Annotated in this window: 19 protein-coding genes; 3 read left to right on the top strand and 16 right to left on the bottom strand. The window is 64.8% G+C overall.

Annotated elements, in window-relative coordinates:
• Positions 1–4: 4 nt before the first annotated feature.
• The 3 genes from AC1RZR_RS02540 to AC1RZR_RS02550 are packed head-to-tail and all read left to right on the top strand — an operon-like array spanning position 5 to position 3676.
• A complete protein-coding gene (locus AC1RZR_RS02540; protein ID WP_481827543.1) occupies positions 5–271 on the top strand; it encodes a sarcosine oxidase subunit delta in 267 nt (88 codons plus the stop codon).
• Positions 268–3150 (top strand): sarcosine oxidase subunit alpha family protein, encoded by a 2883-nt coding sequence (locus AC1RZR_RS02545; protein WP_481827544.1) that lies wholly within the window; start codon positions 268–270, stop codon positions 3148–3150. Before AC1RZR_RS02540 ends, AC1RZR_RS02545 begins: the two co-directional genes overlap by 4 nt.
• Entirely contained in the window at positions 3143–3676 is a 534-nt protein-coding gene (locus AC1RZR_RS02550) for a hypothetical protein (protein ID WP_481827545.1), read from the top strand. Before AC1RZR_RS02545 ends, AC1RZR_RS02550 begins: the two co-directional genes overlap by 8 nt.
• Positions 3677–3690: 14 nt before the next feature.
• Here AC1RZR_RS02550 and AC1RZR_RS02555 read toward each other — a convergent pair whose 3' ends face one another.
• From AC1RZR_RS02555 to araG, 16 genes are all read right to left on the bottom strand, one after another.
• Entirely contained in the window at positions 3691–4176 is a 486-nt protein-coding gene (locus tag AC1RZR_RS02555) for a hypothetical protein (RefSeq protein ID WP_477272263.1), read from the bottom strand.
• Between the two features lie 117 nt (positions 4177–4293).
• On the bottom strand, positions 4294–4854 hold the full coding sequence (gene msuE, locus AC1RZR_RS02560; RefSeq protein WP_477272261.1) for an FMN reductase: 561 nt from the start codon (positions 4852–4854) through the stop codon (positions 4294–4296).
• 64 nt (positions 4855–4918) lie between these two features.
• Entirely contained in the window at positions 4919–6166 is a 1248-nt protein-coding gene (locus tag AC1RZR_RS02565; RefSeq protein ID WP_477272259.1) for an SfnB family sulfur acquisition oxidoreductase, read from the bottom strand.
• A gap of 24 nt (positions 6167–6190) precedes the next feature.
• Positions 6191–6997, bottom strand: a complete 807-nt coding sequence (locus AC1RZR_RS02570; RefSeq protein ID WP_477272256.1) for an ABC transporter ATP-binding protein — start codon at positions 6995–6997, stop codon at positions 6191–6193.
• Between the two features lie 78 nt (positions 6998–7075).
• Complete coding sequence (locus AC1RZR_RS02575) at positions 7076–8413, bottom strand: ABC transporter substrate-binding protein (RefSeq protein WP_111544900.1); 1338 nt, start codon at positions 8411–8413, stop codon at positions 7076–7078.
• 66 nt (positions 8414–8479) lie between these two features.
• On the bottom strand, positions 8480–9520 hold the full coding sequence (locus tag AC1RZR_RS02580) for a branched-chain amino acid ABC transporter permease (RefSeq protein ID WP_481827546.1): 1041 nt from the start codon (positions 9518–9520) through the stop codon (positions 8480–8482).
• Between the two features lie 3 nt (positions 9521–9523).
• Positions 9524–10423, bottom strand: a complete 900-nt coding sequence (locus AC1RZR_RS02585; protein WP_481827547.1) for a branched-chain amino acid ABC transporter permease — start codon at positions 10421–10423, stop codon at positions 9524–9526.
• Positions 10420–11349, bottom strand: a complete 930-nt coding sequence (locus AC1RZR_RS02590; RefSeq protein WP_477272250.1) for an ABC transporter ATP-binding protein — start codon at positions 11347–11349, stop codon at positions 10420–10422. Before AC1RZR_RS02590 ends, AC1RZR_RS02585 begins: the two co-directional genes overlap by 4 nt.
• Positions 11350–11472: 123 nt before the next feature.
• Positions 11473–12576, bottom strand: a complete 1104-nt coding sequence (gene sfnG / locus AC1RZR_RS02595; RefSeq protein WP_481827548.1) for a dimethylsulfone monooxygenase SfnG — start codon at positions 12574–12576, stop codon at positions 11473–11475.
• Between the two features lie 168 nt (positions 12577–12744).
• Positions 12745–14199, bottom strand: a complete 1455-nt coding sequence (locus AC1RZR_RS02600; protein ID WP_481827549.1) for an FAD/NAD(P)-binding protein — start codon at positions 14197–14199, stop codon at positions 12745–12747.
• Positions 14196–15368, bottom strand: a complete 1173-nt coding sequence (gene ssuD / locus AC1RZR_RS02605) for an FMNH2-dependent alkanesulfonate monooxygenase (protein ID WP_481827550.1) — start codon at positions 15366–15368, stop codon at positions 14196–14198. The genes AC1RZR_RS02600 and ssuD overlap by 4 nt, the downstream gene beginning before the upstream one ends.
• 241 nt (positions 15369–15609) lie before the next feature.
• Positions 15610–16515 (bottom strand): dihydrodipicolinate synthase family protein, encoded by a 906-nt coding sequence (locus tag AC1RZR_RS02610; RefSeq protein WP_481827551.1) that lies wholly within the window; start codon positions 16513–16515, stop codon positions 15610–15612.
• 11 nt (positions 16516–16526) lie between these two features.
• Positions 16527–18239, bottom strand: coding sequence for an IlvD/Edd family dehydratase (locus tag AC1RZR_RS02615; protein ID WP_481827552.1), 1713 nt, complete (start codon positions 18237–18239; stop codon positions 16527–16529).
• A gap of 14 nt (positions 18240–18253) precedes the next feature.
• Complete coding sequence (locus AC1RZR_RS02620) at positions 18254–19033, bottom strand: SDR family oxidoreductase (RefSeq protein WP_481827553.1); 780 nt, start codon at positions 19031–19033, stop codon at positions 18254–18256.
• Positions 19034–19057: 24 nt separating this feature from the next.
• Positions 19058–20008 carry an L-arabinose ABC transporter permease AraH gene (araH, locus tag AC1RZR_RS02625; RefSeq protein ID WP_477272236.1) on the bottom strand — a complete coding sequence of 317 codons (951 nt, stop codon included), beginning with the start codon at positions 20006–20008 and terminating at the stop codon, positions 19058–19060.
• Positions 20009–20018: 10 nt separating this feature from the next.
• A complete protein-coding gene (araG, locus tag AC1RZR_RS02630) occupies positions 20019–21530 on the bottom strand; it encodes an L-arabinose ABC transporter ATP-binding protein AraG (RefSeq protein WP_481827554.1) in 1512 nt (503 codons plus the stop codon).
• Positions 21531–21538: the final 8 nt, after the last annotated feature.

The raw sequence follows: 21538 nt of genomic DNA on the forward strand, positions 1-21538 counted from the left end.
CTTTATGCAGCTTTTTCCTTGCCCGTTCTGCGGCCCGCGCTACGAGACCGAGTTCCATTATGGCGGCGATGCCGGCAACACGCGGCCGGATGGCGTCGATGTGCCGATCGATCGCTGGGCGAACTATCTCTATCTGCGCACCAATCCGAAAGGCACGGCGCGCGAAATCTGGGTGCATATTAACTGCGGCGAGTTCTTCGTCATGGAACGTGACACCGTCACCCACACGGTGCTGTCCTCAACCGCTCTCGGTGGGGAGCACGCGGCGTGACCGCCTCGCGTCTTGCCACCGGCGGCAGCGCCATCGACCGGTCGCGGCCGATCCGCTTCAGCTTCGACGGCGCCACCGTGCACGGCTTTGCCGGCGACACCATCGCCTCGGCGCTGCTGGCCGGCGATGTCGCGGTTGTCGGCCGCAGCTTCAAATACCACCGGCCGCGCGGCATCTGGGGCGCCGGCGTCGAGGAGCCGAACGCGCTGGTCGACATCAGCGGCCTGCGGGCGACGCCCAACACGCGCGCCACGACCGAGGCGGCGCGCGACGGGCTGGTGGCGAAGAGCGTCAACGCCACGCCCAGTGCATTGAGCGACCGCAATGCGTTCCTCGACCGCTTTTCACACTTCATTCCGGCGGCGTTCTACTACAAGACCTTCATGTGGCCTGACTGGCACCTGTTCGAGCCACGCATCCGCGCCATGGCGGGGCTGGGCAAGGTCGATGCGGACTGGACATCGCCCGGCACGGCCGACCAGGTCAATCACCATTGCGACCTGCTGGTGGTGGGCGCCGGACCGGCCGGCCTGGCGGCGGCAAGGCTGGCGTCAGCCGCAGGCCTCTCCGTCATGCTGGTCGACGACCAACCGAGGCCAGGCGGATCGCTCGGCCACCGCGCTGGGGAGATCGACGGCAAGCCGGCGGCCGTCTGGATCGGAGAGACGGTCGCGGAGCTCGCCGCGGCCGGTCACCTGGTCCTGCCGTCGACCACCGCCTTCGGCATCTACGACCACAATCTGGTCGGGTTGAACCAGCGCCATCCAGACGGCCGACCGGACACGCTGTGGCGGGCCAGGCCACGCCAGATCGTGCTGGCGACCGGCGCCATCGAGCGACCGCTGCCTTTCGCCAACAATGACCTGCCTGGCATCATGTCGGCGGATGCGGCGCTTGCCTATCTCAAGCGGCATGCGGTGCTTGTCGGCCGCCGCATCGTCATCGCCACGAACAATGACAGTGCCTATGAGGTGGCGGAGGCGATCGTCAAGGCCGGCGCCAAAGTCACCCTTGTCGACTTGCGGCGCGATGGCACGCCTTCCACGCCGGCAAATGTCTGGCTGATCAAAGGGCGCGCGCTCGCTTCCGCCAGCGGCAAGCTGCGCGTCGAAGCGGTAACGTTCGATGATGGCACAACGGTCGATGCCGATTGCGTGCTGGTCTCGGGTGGCTGGACGCCGACCATTCATCTCTTCGGCCAGGCCAAGGGCAAGCTCGCCTGGAGCGAGGCGCGCGCCGCCTTTCTGCCGGGCGATCCGGTCGATGGTATCGCCGTGACAGGCGCAGCAGCCGGTGCGGTTTCCTTGTCGGAGGTGTTTGCAGGCGCCGGCAAGGCGATTGCATCCCTTGGCCCAACGACGGCAGCAGTGCTGCGCAGCACCGGACCGGAGGCCACGGGAGGCATTATCGCGGCATGGCCGATGCCCGGCTCGAAGGGACGCATCTGGATCGACTACCAGAACGACGTGACGGTGAAGGACGTTGAGCTGGCGGCACGCGAAAACTTCGTCTCGGTCGAACATCTGAAGCGCTACACGACGCTCGGCATGGCGACCGACCAAGGCAAGACCTCCAACCTGCCAGGTCTTGCGTTGATGGCCGGGATCACCGGCCGCACTGTGCCGGAAGTCGGCACCACCACCTATCGTCCGCCATTCACGCCGGTGCCGCTGGCAAGCTTTGCCGGCGCGCGCAGCGGCGAGTTGATGGCGCCGGTGCGCCGGTTGCCGCTGGAGCCCATGCATCGCGCCAGCGACGCCGTCTTCCAGGAATATGGCGGCTGGCTGCGCCCGGCGCACTATGGCGGCGGCGCCGATGCGGAACGTTCGATCGAAGACGAGGCGCGGCGCGCCCGCCAGTCGGTCGCGCTGTTCGATGGCTCGCCGCTCGGCAAGATCGAGGTGATCGGACCCAAGGCGGCCGAATTCGTCGATTTCATCTACTACAACACCATGTCGACGCTGAAACCTGGCCGCTGCCGCTATGGCTTCATGCTGTCGGAAAACGGCGTGGTCTTCGATGACGGCGTTCTGGCCCGACTGGACGAACATCGTTTCGTCGTGTCGTGCTCGTCCTCGCATGCCGCTGCCGTGCATGCACGGCTGGAGGAATGGCGCCAGGACCGCTTCGGGCGCGGTGCGGTCTACATCCACAACGCCACCGCCGAAATGGCGACGCTGACCGTTTCGGGGCCGAACGCCCGGAAGCTGCTCGAAACGCTTGGCTTAGGTCTCTCGCTCAACGATGTCGACCTGCCGCACATGGCGGTCGGCCATGGCACCTATGGCGGCGACGAGGTGCGCATCGCCCGCGTCAGCTTCACCGGCGACAGGAGCTACGAGATCTCGATCCGGGCGGATCGCGCCGCGCCGGTCTGGGCGCATCTGCGCCAAGCCGGCCAGGCGTTCGACGCCATTGTCATCGGCCTCGAGGCGCTGATGATCCTGCGGGCGGAGAAGGGTTTTGTCGTCATCGGCAAGGACACTGACGGCACCACGCTGCCGCATGATCTCGGCGTCGACGGTCCGCGCGCCAAACGCCAGAGCGAATTCGTCGGCCGCCGGTCGCTGTTCACCGAGGAGGCGTCACGCGACAACCGCATGCAGCTTGTTGGACTGACGGTGCCACAAGGCGAAGCGCCGCTGCCGACTGGCGCGCACGGCGTCAGGCGGAGTGATGGCAGACTGCGCAGCCAGGGTTTTGTCACCTCGAGCTACCAGAGCCCGACGCTTGGCTGTGCCGTGGCGCTTGGCCTGATCGAGCGCGGCGCGGCCCGCCACGGGGAGACGATCGAAATCCAGCATCTCGGCAAGGTCAGGACGGCGACGATCGCCGCGCCTTGCGCCTTCGATCCGGCAGGAGACCGGCTGCATGCGTGATCTCGCGGAGAAATGGTCCGTCGCGCCGGACTGGCAGTTGGCGGTCATCACGGCGCCCGGCCTATTGGTGCGCGCGATCTCTGGCCTCGACCAGTTGCTGGTCAGCGGTGACCTCGAGGCGTGGGCACGGGCATCCGGAACGGCCGGGACTGGTGCGGGTGCCTTTGGCACCGCGCAGGGTGAGCGCTATGCGGCGCGGGTGGCGCGCGATCGGCTGCTGGTCGTGTCGAACACCCCTATCGCCATCACGACTGGCTGGCACGCAGAAGGCTTCGCGGTGACGGGGATCAGCGCCGGGCTGCAGGTGTTCGAGCTCGAGGGCTCGGCGCTCGACGCTTTCGTTAGGCGCGGAACGACACTCGATCCCAAGCAGGAGAGCGCCAGCGCAGCGCTTTCCTTCGCCGGTATCAGCGCCGTCGTCTATCGCCATCAGGGCAGACTGCGCATTCATGTCGACCGCGGTCTTGCGGCCTATCTCTGGACATGGATGGAGACAGCGGTCAGCAATATCGCCGCGTCGAATTAGCCTAATCTTATCGTTCAGAGCGTGAACGACCAGAACAGACAGGCCAGCGTGGCCGCAGCAAAGACCACGAAGAACAGGCTGCGCAGCAGCACGTTGCGACGCAGCTCGTTCAGGACGAGGTGGCAGCCGACGATCGCCGCGGCAAACAGGAACCGCCAGTTGAGCAGCGCCCACACAGCGCTGCCCTGGCCGAAGGCCCATCTGGCGGCGAGACAGCCGACGATGGCGGCAAACAGCACGATCACCGTCCAGAACAGGGCGTCGGCGGCATGGGTCAGGACGATGCTGGCCGCCCTGATCGGCAGGATCATCATAAGCAGCGCACTGAAGAAATAGACTGATGCAAGCGGAATGAACGTTCCGGCATCGGCTATGCCATCGAGACGCCTGACGCCAATCGCGCCGTAGGGATAGCCGTGCCTGGCCACGGCCAGGCTCAACGCCATGAGCAAGCCGGTCAGCACGGCGACGAGTGCGAAGGAGGCGAGGGCTTTGCTCATGATGTTCCTGTCCCAGACGAATCAGACAGGAACAGATGTAGGCGGGCGGTCGTAAATTGCGCGTAAGCGAGGGCACTACCTTCGCGGATTTATCGGCACAATCGGCCGGAGAGAATGCTACTCGGCGGCGATCCTGCCTGAAGAGCGGTTGGCGAGCACGAAGCCGACCTCGTACACGGCCTGCGCCGCACGCTTCAGGATCGCATCTGAGCGCAGCACGCCGTCCGTAAAATCCTTGTCTGTGGCATAGACGGCTGTGGGCAGCGTGAAGGCCTCGAAGAAGCCGAACAGCGGCCGCAGCTGATGCTCGACGATCAGGGCGTGGCGCTCGCCGCCGCCGGTCGCGGTCAACAGGATTGGCTTTCCCCGCAACGCAGCCGGATCGATGAGGTCGAAGAAGTGCTTGAACAGGCCGGTGTAGCTGCCCTTGTAGGTCGGCGACCCCACGACCAGCACGTCGGCGGCAAGGACTTCCTCCAGGATTGCGCGCGCCTGGCCGTCGAGATCGCGGGCCCATCTTGCCGTTCCCAGCGACGGACCGAGATCCTCTACGTCATAGGTGCTCGCCGACAGGCCGTGGCTGGCGGCGATGTCCCTGGTGACCAGATCGACGAAGGCGCGCGTCTTTGACGGCCGGGTGATGTTGCCGGAAAAGCCGACGACTGTTGGGTTTGACATGGCAGTGGGCCTCTTGGATGGTCGAAGTTTTGATGTGGCGGGCCGCCCGCCCGTCGGTGGGAAATCAACTCCAGGCGTGCAGCGGCGGATTTTCTCCGTTGAGGAAATATTTGCCCAGGATGGAATATTTCCAGCGCACCGGATCGTGCAGCGTGTGCGTGCGGGCATTGCGCCAGTGCCGGTCGAGATTGTGCTCGGCCAGCGTCGAGCGGGTTCCCGCCAGTTCAAACAACTTGTTGGTGGCGGCGATGGCGATTTCGGTCGACAGGATCTTCGCCTCGGCGGTGACGATCTGCGCATGCGCCACCGTCTCGGCGGTCGGCTCGGCTACCGCCCGGTCGATGGCGCGGCCGGCTTTTTCCAGCAGCGCCTGCGCCGCGTGCAGCCGCAGCGTCAGGTCGCCGACGGCCTGGATTGTGTAGGGATCGTCCCAGGCATTGTCGACGCCGCTGTCGATCCAGGCGCGGCTCTTGGTCCTGACGAAACTGACCGTCTCGTCGATCGCCGCCTGGGCGATGCCGGTGTCGACCGCCACCTGGATGATCTGGAAGATGGCGCCGTCGGCGGTCGGCTTGTCATAGCCCTTGTAACCGGGCACCAGATGCGTCTTTGGCACCTTGACGTTGTCGATGATGACGGTGCCGGACAGCGTCGTGCGCTGGCCGAAGCTCGACCAGTCGTCGATGACGGTCAGGCCGGGCGCGCCACGGTCGGCGATGGCATACCAGGCGCGACCCTCGTCATCGAGCGCCACGATCGGCACCAGATGAGCGAGCAGCGCCCCGGATGAATAGAATTTCCGGCCGTTGACGACCACATGATCGCCGGCATCGGTGAAGCGGGTCTCGAAATCGGCGGCACGCTTGGAACCGAACTCGGAAAAGGCATTGCCGAACCGAGTCCCTTTCAACACTTCGGCGAACAGCAGGTTCTGCTGATCCGCATCCGACACGGTCCGGATGGCTGCGACGACGCCAAGATGGTTCTGGGCAATCTGGCCGATCGAGGAATCCGCCGCCGAAATGATTTCGATCACCCTGGCGAGCGTGGCGTAGGACAGTTCGGGACCACCGAACGCCTTCGGCACATTGATCGACCACAGGCCGCTTTGCGAGAACGCATCGAGTTCGGCGACAGGCCAGATCCGCTCACGGTCGCGCCGAGAGGAATCCTTGACGAATTCGGCGGCGAGTGCGTGAGCGATGGCGATCGCCTCGGCGTCGTCCTTGATGATGTGCGCCGACGCGGTTGGCCTTGCGATTGGCGGCACGGCGGCAGAAGCGTGGTCGGTCTTGACGGTCGAGACGGTCATTTTACTGCTCCTTCGGATTTCGTTTCAGGCAACGGCATGGAGATGAGTTGACTTGGCGGTTAGTGATGGCTGTTGTCCGGAGGTCGATTGACCGAGATAGAAGGCCCGCACATCCTCGCGCTGGCGAAGATCGGCAGCCGCGCCAGAGAGAACGGAGACGCCGTTTTCGAGCACGGTGGCGTGGTCGGCATAGCCAAGGGCGACCGCCGAGTTCTGCTCGGCGACCAGGATCGACAGGCCGGTCTCGCGGTTCAGTTTTCTCAGCGTCTGGAAGATGTCCTGGACGATCAGCGGTGCGAGCCCCATTGACGGCTCGTCGAGGACCAGCAGACGCGGCCGCGACATCAGCGCCCGGCCGATGGCCGTCATCTGCTGCTCGCCACCGGAGGTGAGACCGGACAAGGTCCGGCGCTTCTCCCTGAGGCGAGGGAAATAGCCGTAGATCCGCTCGAGATCCCCGTTGATCTCGGCACGGCGGCTGCTGCGGCCGATGCCGCCGGCGACCAGATTTTCCTCGACGGTCAGGCTCTTGAAACAGTGGCGGCCTTCCAGAACCTGAACCAGCCCGGCGCGCACCAGATCGCCCGGCTTGCGGCGTGAGACATCGCCGCCATCGTAGCGGATGGTGCCCGCGTTGACCTGGCCACGCTCGGCCGGCAGCAGGTTGGAGACGGCCTTCAGCGTGGTGGTCTTGCCGGCGCCATTGGCGCCGAGCAGCGCCAGAATCTCGCCGCGCCTGATCTCGAAGCTGACGCCATGCAGCGCCGTGATGGCGTGGTTGTAGGTGGCATGAACTGCGTCCACGGCAAGAATGACGTCATCGTTCGGCATGGGCTCTTCTTCCGTGGTCAATGAACCGAAAAGGTCGGGCGCCGCGGAAACCGATCCGTTGCGCCCGGCGCTGATTGATCAGTTGGTGGTCACCGCGTCAGCATCGTCGGCGGTGCGCAGCTTGATGCCCTTCTCGGCGGCATAGGCTTCGGCCGACTTCTCGATGATTGGCCGCAGCAGTGCCCAGTCCGGCGCGATCCAGTCGGAGACGACATTCCACTTCTTGCCGTCCCACTGCTGGAAGGTCACGTAGCCTTCGCCCTCGTGATTGTCCCAGCTGACATTGATCGAATGGAACAGGTCCTTGGCGCCGAGCGCCTCGACCTTGGCCGGATCGAGCTTGAGATGCTCGAAGCCCCAGCGGACCTCGTCGCCGGTCAGCGTGCGATGGCCGAACTTCTCCTGCGCGACGCGGATCGCCTCGACATTCAGGATGCCGTTGACGATGCCGAGGTTGTGGTAGACCGAGCCGATGCGCGACTTGTCTTCCAGATTGCCCTTGCCGGCGCCGTAGACCGTCTTCACGATCTCCTGCACCACCGGATAGGAGTTGCCCGAGGCCTGGGTGGTGATGGCCGTGTAGCCCTTGGCGGCATCGCCGGCCGGGATCACGTCCTCTTCGGAATTCGACCAGACATTGCCGACGATATGATCGACGGGGAAGCCGACTTTCACAGCCGTCTTCAGCGCCACCGGGTTCATCACGCCCCAGCCGCGCAGGACGACGAAGTCCGGCTTGGCGCGGCGGATGGTCAGCCACTGCGACTGCTGCTCGTTGCCGGGATGCGGCACCTCGATCTGCTGCACGGTGAAGCCGTATTTCTGCGCCAGCAATTCATAGATCGGGATGGTCTCCTTGCCGTAGGGCGAGCCGTGATAGAGCACGACGATCTTCTTGCCTTTCAGCTTGTCGATGCCGCCTTCCTTGGAGGCGATGTAGTTCACGATGCCGGAGGTCTCGCTGTAGGGATTGAGCAGCAGCGGGAAGACGTAAGGGAAGACGCGTCCGTCGGTGGAATCGGTGCGGCCGTGGTTGACGGTGATCAGCGGCACCTTGTCGGCGGTGATGCGGTCGATCATGGCATAGGCGATGCCGACCGAGAGCGGGTTCCAGGCGGCGGCACCAGCATGGCTCTTCTGCCGCTCGTAGCATTCGACACCGCGCTCGACCTCATACTGGGTCTCGCATTCGTCCCAGGTCAGCTTGACGCCGTTGACACCGCCGTCGCGGATGTTGATAAGGTTGAGATAGTCGATGAAGCCGCCGAAGAAGCCGGTGCCCCCGGCCGCGTAAGGCCCGACGCGATAGCTTTGCAGCGGGAAATATTGTTCGTCGGCGTGGGCGGCGGGCAAGGCCACCGACACGATCATCGCCGCGGACAGCGCCGCCGCCTTGATGGTGCTCAGGAAGGTCATGGTTAGGGTACTCCCGGTATGGGCCGTCTTGGGTCCGGCCTCTGGTTCATTTTCGGATGCATTGGCTCAAGTCGACTGCCAGGCGAACAGGAGCCGTCTTCGGATCCTGTCCCACAGCGCCACCAGCCCGTCGGGTTCGAGGATCAGAAACAGGATGATGAGCGCGCCCAGCACGATGCGCTGGCTCATGTCGAGCACGCCCGAGTCGAAAAGATCGCCGAGCAAAAGGCCGCCGAGGCGAGACAGAGCGAGCGGAAAGACCACGATGAGGGCGGCGCCGAAAAAGGCACCGCGGATCGAAGCCAGGCCGCCGATGATGATGATGAACAGGATCTGGAACGACCGATCGAGATCGAAGCCATCCGGCTCGACCGTCCGCAGATAGGCGAAGGCCCAGATGACGCCGGCGACACCGATGATGAAGGACGAGATGGCGAAGGCCAGCAGCTTGGTCTTGAGGACCGGGATGCCGATGATGCGGGCGGCGGTTTCATTGTCGCGGATGGCGATGAAGTTGCGCCCGGTCTGCGACGAGACCAGCCGGTAGGCAAGGAAGGTAAGGATGGCAACGATGGTCAGCGCGAACAGGTAGCGGCCGATGGCGCCATCGAGAGCGAAGCCGGCTATCGATAGCCTCGGCGCGTCGATGACGCCGGACGCCGAGTCGTTGGAGAACCAGCTGAATTTGGTCAGCGCCCATTGGACAAAGAACTGCGCGGCCAACGTCGAGACCGCGAGATAAAAACCCTTGAGCCGCAGGCTCGGCAGGCCGAAGACGATGCCGATCGCGGCCGCGACGATGCCGGCCAGGAAAATGCTGCCGATCAGCTGCAGGCCCTCGACCCGCAGGTTGAAATTGTAGGCGGCGAAGGCGCCCGCCGCCATGAAGGCGGCGCTGCCCAGCGAAACTTGGCCGGCATAACCGGTCAGGATGTTCAAGCCCACGCCGGCAAGGCTGAGCGCGAGGAACGGCAGCAGGATGGCCTCGAACAGATAGCTCGAGCCGATCAGCGGCACGACGCCATAGGCGAAGGCGAGCAGCAGGGCTGGCGCGAGCCATTTCGGCAGCACCGGGGCGGAGGAGAAATCGCTTGATATCGCGGTCATGGCTCAGATCCTCTCGACCAGCTTCTGGCCGAACAGGCCGGAAGGACGGATCAACAGGAAGACGAGCGCGACGACATAAGCGAACCAGCTCTCGATGCCGCCCCCGAAATAGTCGCCGATATAGACCTCGGCGAGCTTCTCGCTGGCGCCGATCAGCAGCCCGCCGACGATGGCGCCGAGGATGGAATCGAAGCCGCCGAGCACCAGCACCGGCAACGCCTTGAGCACCACCAGGGACAGCGAGAACTGCACGCCGAGACGCGCACCCCAGAGCAGGCCCGCCACCAGCGCGACGAGACCGGCGGCCGCCCAGACGGTGGCCCAGATCAACGGCAGGCGCAGGCCAACCGCGAGCGCCGCGAACTGGTCGTCGGCGACGGCGCGGAAGCTGAGGCCGATACGGGTGTAGCGGAAGAACAGCGACAGCAGGAGAACCATGCCGGCGGCAACCACGGCGGCGAAGATGTCGAACTGGCTGATCAGCACGCCGCCAACTTCGAGCGGCACGTCCTCGATGCCGAGATCGAGGCCATGGACCTGCGTGCCCCAGATCAGCTGGGCAGCACCTTCGATGATGTAGGACAGGCCGAGCGTCGCCATGAACAGCGTTATCGGCGGCTTGTTGGTCAGCGGCCGCAGCACCGTGCGCTCGATGGCGACGCCGATCGCCACCATGATGGCGAAGGTGACGACCAATGCCAGCGCGAACGGAACCCCGCGTTCGACAAGGCTGACGAAGGTGAGCGCGGCGAACAGCAGCATCGCGCCTTGCGCGAAATTGAGCACGCCCGAGGTCTTGTAGATCAGCACGAAGCCGATCGCGACCAGCGAGTACATGACGCCGGAGAGCAGGCCGCCGACGAGCACCTCGATGAAGAACTGATAGTCGAAATCGGCGATCATATGCCTGCCCCGTCTTCATTGTCCGAGGCGACGCCGAGATAGGCATCGATGACGCGCTGATCGTTCCTGACTTCGTCGGGCGTGGCGTCGGCGATCTTGCGGCCATAGTCGAGAACGGCGATGCGGTCGGACAGGCCCATGACGACGCCGACATCGTGCTCGATCAAGACGACGGTGGTGGCGAAGCGGTCGCGCGCGGCACGGACGAAGGACGCCATCTCGCTCTTTTCGCTTGCGGTCATGCCGGCCATCGGTTCGTCGAGAAGAAGCAGGCGCGGTTCGGCGACCAGCGCACGGGCCAGTTCGACCCGCTTCTGCAGCCCGTAGGGCAAGGTGCCGACAAGCCGATCGCGAACGGCGGCGAGATCGAGGAATTCGAGGATCTGGTCGGCGCGGCTCAGAGTGTCACGCTGCTCGCCGCGCGAGCGGCCTATGCCGAGCACCTGGCCGGCAAAATTGGAGCGGACCTTGTAGGCGAGGCCGGAAGCGACATTGTCGAGGACGCTGAGGCCCTTGAACAAAGCGAGGTTCTGGAAGGTCCTGGCGACACCGAGATGCGCCAGCCGCTGCGTCGGTACCTGGGCATAGCTGGTGCCGTCGAGCAGGACATGGCCGCGATCCGGCTGGTAGACGCCGCTGATGACGTTGATCAGCGAGCTCTTGCCGGCGCCGTTCGGACCGATGATCGCGCGAATCTCGCCGGGGTGAACCGACAGGTCGATATCGGCCAGCGCGACGACACCGCCAAATGAAAGGCCAATGCCCTGAAGCGAAAGCAGCGGAACGGTGGCGGCGGACCCTGTCGGCTCGCCGTTGCGTTCGGGCTGCTGCTCCCGACGCAGTGCTAACGGCAGGGCGCGCGCCAAGACCTCCGGTGCATAGACCGAAGCCTCCATCGCTCCTAAGGCATAACTGGGCAGAGGCATTCCGATCGTCCTCGATTGCATCGGCAGGCGCGCAAACTCTCGTTGCTGCTCGATGGCTCGAGCGCGCCGGGAACGTTCATTCGTGTGCTGGCCGGAAGCCTGTCCGGCCAGTCGGTGGGGTGGCTACTCTGCTGCCAACGACGCAGCCGCCTCGGCATTCTCCAGCTCGCGAACGAGCGGGATGACATGCTTGCCGAAATACTCGACCTCTTCCTGGAAATGCAGGAAGCCGAGCAGGATGAGATCGGCGCCGGCACGCTTCAGATCGACGATGCGTTCGGCGACCTGGCTCGGCGTGCCGATCAGGTTCGAGCGGAAGCCGTCATTGTACTGCACCAGATCGTCGAACGACGACTTCGCCCAATTGCCCTCACCTTCCGGCGAGGCCTTGCCGGCATTCTTGACCTCGTGACCGAAGGCGTTGACGGCCTCGGGATTGGCTTTGGCGATGATTTCTGCAAGCACCGCCTTGGCCTCGTCCTCGGTCTCGCGGACGATGGCAAAGGCATTGACGCCGACCTTGACGGAATGGCTGCTGGCCTTCGCCTTGGCCTGGATGTCGTCGACCTGTTTGGCGATCTCGGCCGGCGTGTTGCCGTTGGTGAAGTACCAGTCCGAGACGCGCGATGCCATGTCGCGCGCGGCGCGCGACGACCCGCCCTGGAAGATTTCGGGCAGCGGATGCGGCGGCTTCGGCTTCAGCGAATATTCGTTGAAGCGGTAAAAATCGCCACGGAAGGTGAAGCTGTCCTGCGTCCATATTCCGCGCAGCGAGCGGATGAATTCCTCCGAGCGACGATAGCGCTCGTCATGGTCGAGCCAATGCTCGCCGATGGCGTGGAACTCGCCGCGAAACCAGCCGGAGACGAGGTTGATGGCGACGCGGCCATTGGTCAGGTAGCTGATGGTGGCGATCTGCTTGGCCGCCAGCGCCGGGTTCCATGGTCCGGGCAGGATCGCGGCGATGACCTTGAGCGTGGTGGTCGCGGCCAGCAGATCATGGCTGAACGCCACCGACTCATGCTGCTCGTCGGCGCCGTAGCCGGCGGTGAAGCGGATCTGGCTCAGCGCGTAGTCGAAACCGGCCTTCTCGGCGATTTGCGCCAGCTTGCGATTGTACTCTGCCGAATGACTGGTGCGCTGCTCGATGTTGGAGATCACCAGGCCACCCGAAACATTCGGCACCCAGTAGGCGAATTTGATCGCGTCGGATTCTGCGTGTGCCATGAACTGTCTCCCCTTCAGGCCGTGTCGTTGATCGGTCCGACCGCAGCCGGGTTTCGCCGATATTTATTATGTTTATAGAATATATATACAAAGAAGGATTTTTCGTTTTTGCGACCCTATCGGGACGGAAATACCAATTTTTGCGCGGCCCCACCCGGCTCCCGCTTGTCAGCTCGCGACCGGACCGTGCGCGGCATTGGCGCCAACGGCCTCGGCTGGCGTATCGAGCAGCTTTGCAATCTCGGCCGCGACGGCCTGGGCATGGCGGGCAACCTCCGGCAGGCCCATGAGTTCGCCGAAAGTCCCTCGCGCCAGCGGACCGGCGACGAAGAGTGTCGCGACCGCCCTGCCGTCCCGGCCGACGGCGCGGCTGTCGCGACTTGTCTCGATACCCAGCCCATATTGGTCGGCCCTGATCAGCCCGGCCTCGGTCAACGAGCGCAATGCCGGGTTCAGCTGAAGCGACTGCCCATGAGCCGGGCCCGTGGTGTTGATGACGGCATCGAAGCGCGCAGTCTCGATCTGCGTCCGCCCGCGCCGTTGAAGGCTGACAGCCAGGCCGCCGTCCTCATGGTTCGATGCAACAAGCCTGGCGGCAATATTGTCGAACGTGCCGGCTGCGTGACGCCGGTCGAGCACGGCCGCGACCTGCGGTGCGATCCGGAAACGATGCACGTCCCAGAATACGCGCAGCTGGCGGACCAGCCTTGCCCGTTCCGGCGGAGCAAGTGCGGCCCACAGCACCGGCCCCTGCAGACGCAGCTGGTCGAAGACGGACTGCCAGTTGACGTTGACCACCCGCGCCGCTGCCAGCGTGGCGCGGATGTTTTCGAGCAGCTGAAGCGCCGTCGTGGCCGGCGTGGTTGCAAAGTCGCCGAACGGCTCGCCCCTGATGTCCGGGTGGCCGCGCGAGCGCAGCCCGCGGCGAGACAGCGCCAGGATGCGGCCGTGATGGCCACGGCGATCGAGTTCGGCGACCATGTCGGCCGAGGTCAGTCCGGAGCCGACGATCAACACAGACGCGTCCGGCCCGATCCCGGCAAGCGCGGCAGAGGCGTATGGGTCGGCGATGAAACCTGGCGCTTCCGCCAGCGAGGTCAACGCAGCGGGAATATTGGGCAGCGGATGCGTCGCCGCCAGGACGACGATGTCGGCGGCAACCGGCCCGCTGGAGGTGTGCACGGTCCAGGCCCAGCCATCCGCGTCACGTGCGGCGCTTGTGGCGAGACCGCTGACGTGGCGCACCGCGCCCGAGCTGAGCCAGGGCGCCAACTGCTCGGCGACGTAGCGGCCGAACACGCGCCGGCGCGGATAGACGTCGCCATTCTTCCAGATGGCGTCCGGGTCGCGCTCGAGTTCGCCATCGCGGCTCAACCAGCGCGCAAAGTGCTGCGGATCGTCAGGAGCCATGCTCATTCTGACTGCGGGGACGTTGACCCGATGCGACGGCTCCGCGCTGGAATAGGCAAGGCCGCCGCCGATCACCGGTCGCGGCTCGATCACGGAAATCGACAGGCATTCCGGTCGAGCTGTCCGTGCCAAATGCCAGGCCACCGCAGCGCCGGAAAAGCCACCGCCGATGATGGCGACGCGCAATCGGCGGGCCGGAGGGAGCGCGTTCACGAGGCGCTGGCGAGCGACTTCGGCCGATGATCGCCGGCGATGGTCTCGCCGAACGGGCCGGTGTTGACCGACGAACCGGCGACTTTCACCGGATGATCGGTCGGCAGTTTCGGCAGCACCAGTTCGCCGAAACGGTAGGCTTCCTCGAGATGTGGATAGCCGGACAGGATGAAGGTATCGATGCCCAGGCGACGGTATTCATCGATGCGTTCGGCGATCGTGTCGGGGTCACCGACGAGTGCTGTCCCGGCGCCGCCACGCACCAGGCCAACGCCGGCCCACAGATTGGGCGCGATCTCGAGCTTGGCGCGGTTGCCGCCATGCAGTGCGCTCATCCGCGCCTGGCCGACCGAATCCATGCGGGCAAAGACTTTTTGGGCCGAGGCGATCGTCGCGTCGTCGAGCCGGCTGATCAGACTGTCGGCCGCTGCCCAGGCCTGCTCGGTCGTTTCGCGGGCGATGACATGCAGGCGAATGCCGAAGGAAAGCTTGCGGCCGGCCTTCTCGGCCAGTTCACGCACGCCGTCAAGCTTGCGCTCGACATCGGCGGGCGGCTCGCCCCAGGTCAGATATTTGTCGATCTCCTGCGCCGCCACCACGGATCCGGCATCGGACGAGCCGCCGAAATAGAGCGGCGGGTACGGCGTCTGCACCGGTGGAAACAGCAGCCGGCCGTCCTCGATGCGGAAATGCTTGCCCTCATGTGCGACCGTCTCGCCGCTCAGCACGCGCTTATAGATCTGCAGGAATTCCTGCGTCACCTCGTAGCGCTCGGCATGCGACAGGAAGATGCCGTCGCCCTTGTTCTCGAGCGGATCGCCGCCGGTGACGACGTTGATCAGCAGGCGGCCATTGGAGATGCGGTCGAGCGTCGCTGTCATGCGGGCGGCGAGGGTCGGCGATTGCAGGCCGGGCCGCACGGCGACGAGGAAACGCAAGCGCTCGGTCAGCGGCACCAGCGCCGATGCGATCACCCAGGAATCCTCGCAGGCCCGGCCGGTTGGCAACAGCACGCCGTAATAGCCCAGCGTGTCGGCGGCCCTGGCCACCTGCGTCAGATAGGGCAGATCGACGGCCCGGCCGCCTTCGGACGTGCCGAGGTAGCGGCTGTCGCCATGCGTCGGCAGGAACCAGAGCACCTTGATGCGGTCTGGAATATCCCGGATCAAGGCTTGCCTCCCGCGGTCGGGCGGCGACCTTCTATGCCTGATGAGATCGGGGGCGGGCGCAAAAGGGTGGGCATGGCGTGGTCCTGTTCGGGTGGAAACCAGATCGCCAGTGCAGATTGCTTATTCTATAAATTCTGTAGAGTTAGTTTATTCTAAATCCGTGACGGTGATTAGAATTTCTCTCCTCAGCCGGTCGTGCCAACCCGGCTCGCTCGGCGCACAAAGGCCTCGGCGTTCGGCACTAGCCCGGCAATCGGCCCAGATGGGCAGCGAAGCGCGCCACCATTGCAAGGCCAGCCTCGCTAGGCCGCATCGCCGGAGCCCGATCGTGTATCGGGATGCCGGTGCGGGCGCCAAACAGCCGCTTGCCGTAGCAGATCAGGTTCTCGATCCCCTGCATGACGAAGACCGCCGCCGGCAGCATTTTTGCATACTGGGTTTCGGCCGCTGCTTCGTCTCCGGTGCGGAATGCATTGCAGGCGCGCACGGCAAGGTCGATGCAATCGGGCGCCAGGATCATGCCGCGGCAACCGACGCGGAAATTGTCGATCAGTTCCAGGCCGCCGCGCCCATTGAAGACGGGAATGCGGCCTTCGGTGCGTTCGATCAACCCGGCGATGTCGGTGACCGAACCTTCGCCCTTGATCAGCCGGATGTTGGGATGAAGCCTGACGAGGTCGCGGATTTCGTCCGATGTCAGGCCGCGCCCGAAAAAGGCCGGCGCGTTCTGGATCGCCACCGGCAGGTCGGTCGCCTCGGCGACACGGCCGAAAAAGCGGATGTATTCCAGCGCTCCATAGGAACCGACGGGTGGCGGCTGCAGGATAACCCAATCCGCCCCAACATTTTCGGCGTGGCGGACCTGGGATACCTGCTCGGCAACCGAAGAACCGAAAATGGTGCAGGCTAGCGGCACTTTTCCGGCTGTGTCTTCCGCCGTCCAGACCATGATCGTCCGGCGCTCGGCCTCGGTGAGCTTGGCGACTTCCGTCGCCAGGCCAAGCGCCGCCATGCCATGCACGCCGGTCGCCAGGCAGATCTCGACCTGCCTGCGCATTGCCGCGCGATCAAGCCGCTCGTCTTTGTCGAAGAGCGCGTAGAGGATGGCGTGGATGCCATGGATATCATCGCGCCGGAAATTCGGCATCCCGGTCACCCTCAATGGCTTTCGCGCGGGATAGCGTGGCCTCGGCTGCCGACAAGAAAATCGAGGTCGGCGCCACGATCCGCCTGCAACACACGGTCAACGTAGAGGTCCTGATAGCCGCCGCGCATCGCCGGCTCCGGTGCGATCCAGGATATCCGCCGTCGCGCGAGTTCCTGTTCGGACACGTCGAGATGCAGCCTGCGCGCTTCGACATCGAGATCGATGATGTCGCCGCTCCTGACCAGCGCCAGCGGGCCGCCGACAGCTGCCTCGGGGGCCGCATGCAGCACGACCGTGCCGAAGGCGGTGCCCGACATGCGGGCATCGGAGATGCGGATCATGTCGCGGATGCCTTGCTTGAGCAGCTTCTGCGGCAGCGCCATGTTGCCGACTTCGGCCATCCCCGGATAGCCCTTGGGGCCGCAATTCTTCAGCACCATGATCGAACCCTCGTCGATGTCGAGCAAGGGATCATCGACGCGCGCCTTGTAGTCGTCGATGTCCTCGAAGACGACGGCGCGGCCGCGATGCTTCATCAAGGCCGGCGAGGCGGCCGACGGCTTGATGATGGCGCCGCCGGGCGCCAGATTGCCGCGCAGCACCGCAATGCCACCCTGGGCGGTAAGCGCCTTGCCGCGCGGGCGGATCACCTGCTGATTGTCATTCCTGGCGTCGGCGATGTTCTCGCCCACGCTCTTGCCGGTGACCGTCAGCGCGTCGAGATCGAGCAGGTCGGCGATCTCCTTCATGACAGCCGGAATGCCGCCGGCGTAGCAGAAATCCTCCATCAGGAAGCGGCCGGACGGCATCAGGTCGAGGATGGTCGGCACGTCGCGGCCATAGTGGTCCCAATCGTCCAGCGTAAGCTCGGTGCCGACGCGGCCGGCAATCGCCAACAGGTGCACGACCGCATTGGTCGAACCGCCGATCGCGCCATTGACGCGGATGGCGTTGGCGAAGGCCGCCTTCTTGAGGATCGCCGATGGCCGAAGATCCTCATTGACCATCTCGACGATGCGCCGCCCAGTCATACGGGCGATGCGGCTGCGGCGGGCGTCGACGGCTGGATAGGCAGCGTTGCCCGGCAGCGCCAGGCCGAGTGCTTCGACCATCGAGGCCATCGTCGAGGCGGTGCCCATGGTCATGCAATGGCCAGGCGAGCGCGACATGGCGCTTTCGGCACTGGCGAAATCCTGTTCGCTCATCACCCCGGCGCGGACGTCTTCGGAGAATTTCCAGACATCGGTGCCAGAGCCGACCTCGCGACCCTGGAAGCGGCCGTTGAGCATCGGCCCGCCGGAGATAACGATCGACGGCAGGTCGCAGGAAGCGGCGCCCATCACCAGCGACGGTGTGGTCTTGTCGCAACCGGCCATCAGCACGACGCCATCCATCGGATTGCCGCGGATCGCCTCCTCGACATCCATCGAGGCGAGGTTGCGAAACAGCATCGCAGTCGGCCGCAGATTGGACTCGCCGCAGGAGAAGACCGGGAATTCGAGCGGCAGGCCGCCGGCCTCCAGCACGCCGGCCTTGATGTGTTCGATCAGGCCACGAAAGTGCACGTGGCACGGGGTGAATTCGGAAAAAGTGTTGCAGATGCCGATCACCGGGCGGCCGTCGAAGGCATCGTCCGGCAGGCCGTTGTTCTTCATCCAGCTGCGGTGGATGAAGGCATCCTTCCCCAAACCGCCGAACCAGTGCTGCGATCGTCTCTTGGTCATGGTCTTCCCAGTGTTCAGGCGGGGTGCTGCAGCTGGCTCAGCCCGCCATCGACGACGAGGCTGGCCGCGTTCATGAACGGGCACTCGTCGGAAATCATGAACACCGCGGCAAGGGCGATCTCGCGCACCGAGGCGATACGGCCGCCAGGATGCAGCGCCATGGTGTTGGCGCGCGCCGCGGCCGGGTCAGGAAAGCTGTTCCAGTAGTCGATCGCCTTCTGCGTCTCGACATAGCCGGGCGCCAGCGCGTTCACGCGCACGCCTTGCCCCGCATATTCCAGCGCCAGCGATTTGGTCAGGCCGAGCAGCGCGTGCTTGGCGACGGGATAGGGGAAGGTGTGCGGAATGATGGTGAAGCTGTGCGTCGAGGCGATGTTGAGGATGACGCCGCCGCCGCTTGCGATCATGCCCGGTAGCACCGCCTTGCTGCAGTTCCAGGCGCCCTTGACGTTGACGTCGAAATTGCGGTTCCACTCCTCCTCGCTGGTGTCGAGCGGCGTCGAGAACACATTGACACCGGCATTGTTGATCAGCGCGTTGATCGGCCCGATTTCATCGTTTGCCCAACCAACGGCAGCGGCAATCGCGGTGCCGACGCTGATGTCGGCGGCGATATGTCCGACATGGCCCTGCGGTGCGGCAAGACCGGCGACGGTCTTGTCCAGCAGCGCGCCATCCTGGTCGACCAGGAATAGCTTTGCCCCTTCGGCAAGGCAGGCCTCGGCGATTGCCAGCCCGATGCCTTGCGCGGCGCCCGTCAGGAAGATGCGTTTGCCGGACAGGCGCTCAGCCATTTTGGTCACTCCAATCGAAGACGATCAACGCCGCCCCAATGCCGACGAGCGCAGATTGTCGAGCAGCACTGCCAGGAGCAAAATAACGCCGCGCACGATGTACTGGTAGAAGGCCGGGATGTTGAGCAGGTTCATGGCGTTTTCGGCGATGCCCATGATCAGCACGCCGACGATGACGCCCGACATCGTGGCGCGGCCGCCGGCCAACGAGACGCCGCCGAGCACGCAGGCTGAGATGACCGAAAGCTCCAGCCCGACCGCCGCGTTGGGCTGGCCGGAAGTGATGCGCGATGCCAGCAGGATGCCGGCGATGCCGCAGACGACGCCCTGGAGGGCGAAAATCCAGATCCGCGTCCTGTCGACATTGACGCCGGCAAGCCGGGAGGCCTCCGGATTGCCGCCGATGGCGAGCGTGTTCTTGCCGAAGACGGTGCGGTTCAACACAAAGCCGAAGATGCCGAAGAGAGCGGCCAGCACCCAGATCGGTGTCGGTATGCCCAACAGTTTCGACAGCGCGAGCTGGTAGAAATCAGGGCTGTTGATGCCGACGGCGCGGCCGTCGGACGCGATCAGGGCGAAACCTCGCACGATCTGCATGGTGGCCAGCGTGGTGATCAGCGCGTTGATGCGGAATTTGGCGATGACGACGCCGTTGATGAAGCCGACGAAGGCGCCGCAAGCGATTGCCGCTAGAAGGCCGAGCAGGATCGAGCCGGTGGCGTTGGACGCCATCACCGCGACCATACCGGCAAAGGCGACGATCGAGCCAACCGACAGGTCGAAGTCGCGCGCCGCGAGGCAGAACATCATTGTGCAGGCGACGATGCCGACGGTGACCACCGACTGCAGCAGGCCGAGCATGTTGCGGTCGGTGAGGAAGTTCGGCACGAGAGCCGACACCAGCGCGAAGGCAACGAGGAAGATGACGACAAGCCCCTGTTCGCCGAGCAGGATCTTCTTCAACTGATCGGTCATGGCAAAATCCTCAGGATGCGATCGCGTCGGGGGTTTTCTTGTCGGGAAGAGCCGCAGCCAGGATCGCCTTCTCGGCGAACTGGTCGCGGGCCAGTTCGGCGCTGATGCGGCCACCGCACATCACCAGGATGCGGTCGCAGATGCCCATTACCTCCGGCAGTTCGGACGAGACGACGACAATCGCCATGCCGTCCTCGGCAAGCTGGTAGAGCAGTTCGTAGATTTCCGATTTGGCGCCGACATCGATGCCGCGCGTCGGTTCGTCGACGATCAGAACCCGCACGCCCTGCTCGGACAGCCAGCGGCCAAGGATGACCTTCTGCTGGTTGCCGCCGGAGAGGTTGATGATGTCTTGCCTGCGCGACGGCGTGCGCACCTTGAGCTTTTTGATGAAGGTTTCGGCCGTCGCGATCTCGCTGGCGCTGTTGAGCACGCCAAAGCGCGTGTGATGGCGCCGCGACGAGATGTTGATGTTCTCTTCGATCGAGCGGCCCTGGATGATGCCGTCATGCTTGCGGTCTTCCGAGCACAGCACGATGCCGGCCCGGATCGATCCATGCGGGTCGGTGGCAGGGACGATCTTGCCGTCGACGGTGATGGTGCCGTCCGAGCGCGGGTCGGCGCCGAAGACCAGCCGCATCAGTTCCGAGCGCCCGGCGCCGATCAGGCCGAAGAAGCCTACGATCTCGCCGGCGCGGGCCTCGAAGCTGGCGGGCGTCATCAGCTTCGCCCCGGACAGGGTCTCGACCTTGAGCCTGATATCGCCGGTCTTGCGCGGGCGAAAACCCCAGATGTCCGAAATCTCGCGGCCGACCATTTCGGCGACGACCTGATCGCGCGTAACGTCCTTAAGTGAGGCATGGTGCGCCGCGAGCCTGCCGTCGCGCAGCACGGTCAAGCTGTCGCAGAGCCGGAACACCTCGTCGAGCCTATGCGACACATAGATGATGACCTTGCCCTCGCCGCGCAGGCGATCGATCAGGGCAAAGAGGATTTCGCTTTCACGCGAGGACAGCGACGAGGTCGGCTCGTCCAGTGCGATGACGCGCGCGTCGAGCATGATCGCCTTGGCGATCTCGATCATCTGGCGTTCGCCGATGGACAGCGTCTTGACCTTGCGGCGCATGTCGATGTCGATGCCGGCCGATTTCAGCTTGGCGCCGACGTCTTCCAGCATCCGGCGGCCGGCGATGATGCCGGCGCTGGCGGGAAAGCGGCCGAGGCTGAGGTTTTCGGCCACGGTAAGCTCGGGAACCAGCTGCAGTTCCTGGTGGATGACGATGACGCCATTGTCGAAGGCATCCCGGGTCGAGGCATAGGCCTGGACCTTGCCGTCGATGCTTATCTCGCCCTCATCGGCATGCTGGTCGCCGGAAAGGATCTTGATCAGGGTGGACTTGCCCGCGCCATTCTCGCCCATCAGGCCATGCACCGCGCCCTTGTCGACGCCGAACGACACGTCCGACAGCGCCTTGACGCCCGGATAGGTCTTGGTGATGTGCGAGAAGTCGAGAAAGGACACGGGCTTCG

It is taken from the genome of Mesorhizobium bavaricum (genome assembly GCF_056781655.1).

What these genes read in the sequence shown, in the direction of transcription:
- AC1RZR_RS02585 (WP_481827547.1), bottom strand. Translation starts at nt 10,423, where the DNA reads ATGATCGCCGATTTCGACTATCAGTTCTTCATCGAGGTGCTCGTCGGC.
- AC1RZR_RS02615 (WP_481827552.1), bottom strand. Translation starts at nt 18,239, where the DNA reads ATGACCAAGAGACGATCGCAGCACTGGTTCGGCGGTTTGGGGAAGGAT.
- sfnG (WP_481827548.1), bottom strand. Translation starts at nt 12,576, where the DNA reads ATGGCACACGCAGAATCCGACGCGATCAAATTCGCCTACTGGGTGCCG.
- AC1RZR_RS02555 (WP_477272263.1), bottom strand. Translation starts at nt 4,176, where the DNA reads ATGAGCAAAGCCCTCGCCTCCTTCGCACTCGTCGCCGTGCTGACCGGC.
- msuE (WP_477272261.1), bottom strand. Translation starts at nt 4,854, where the DNA reads ATGTCAAACCCAACAGTCGTCGGCTTTTCCGGCAACATCACCCGGCCG.
- AC1RZR_RS02575 (WP_111544900.1), bottom strand. Translation starts at nt 8,413, where the DNA reads ATGACCTTCCTGAGCACCATCAAGGCGGCGGCGCTGTCCGCGGCGATG.
- AC1RZR_RS02540 (WP_481827543.1), top strand. Translation starts at nt 5, where the DNA reads ATGCAGCTTTTTCCTTGCCCGTTCTGCGGCCCGCGCTACGAGACCGAG.
- AC1RZR_RS02620 (WP_481827553.1), bottom strand. Translation starts at nt 19,033, where the DNA reads ATGGCTGAGCGCCTGTCCGGCAAACGCATCTTCCTGACGGGCGCCGCG.
- AC1RZR_RS02550 (WP_481827545.1), top strand. Translation starts at nt 3,143, where the DNA reads ATGCGTGATCTCGCGGAGAAATGGTCCGTCGCGCCGGACTGGCAGTTG.
- AC1RZR_RS02580 (WP_481827546.1), bottom strand. Translation starts at nt 9,520, where the DNA reads ATGACCGCGATATCAAGCGATTTCTCCTCCGCCCCGGTGCTGCCGAAA.
- AC1RZR_RS02590 (WP_477272250.1), bottom strand. Translation starts at nt 11,349, where the DNA reads ATGCCTCTGCCCAGTTATGCCTTAGGAGCGATGGAGGCTTCGGTCTAT.
- AC1RZR_RS02570 (WP_477272256.1), bottom strand. Translation starts at nt 6,997, where the DNA reads ATGCCGAACGATGACGTCATTCTTGCCGTGGACGCAGTTCATGCCACC.
- AC1RZR_RS02565 (WP_477272259.1), bottom strand. Translation starts at nt 6,166, where the DNA reads ATGACCGTCTCGACCGTCAAGACCGACCACGCTTCTGCCGCCGTGCCG.
- AC1RZR_RS02610 (WP_481827551.1), bottom strand. Translation starts at nt 16,515, where the DNA reads ATGCCGAATTTCCGGCGCGATGATATCCATGGCATCCACGCCATCCTC.
- araH (WP_477272236.1), bottom strand. Translation starts at nt 20,008, where the DNA reads ATGACCGATCAGTTGAAGAAGATCCTGCTCGGCGAACAGGGGCTTGTC.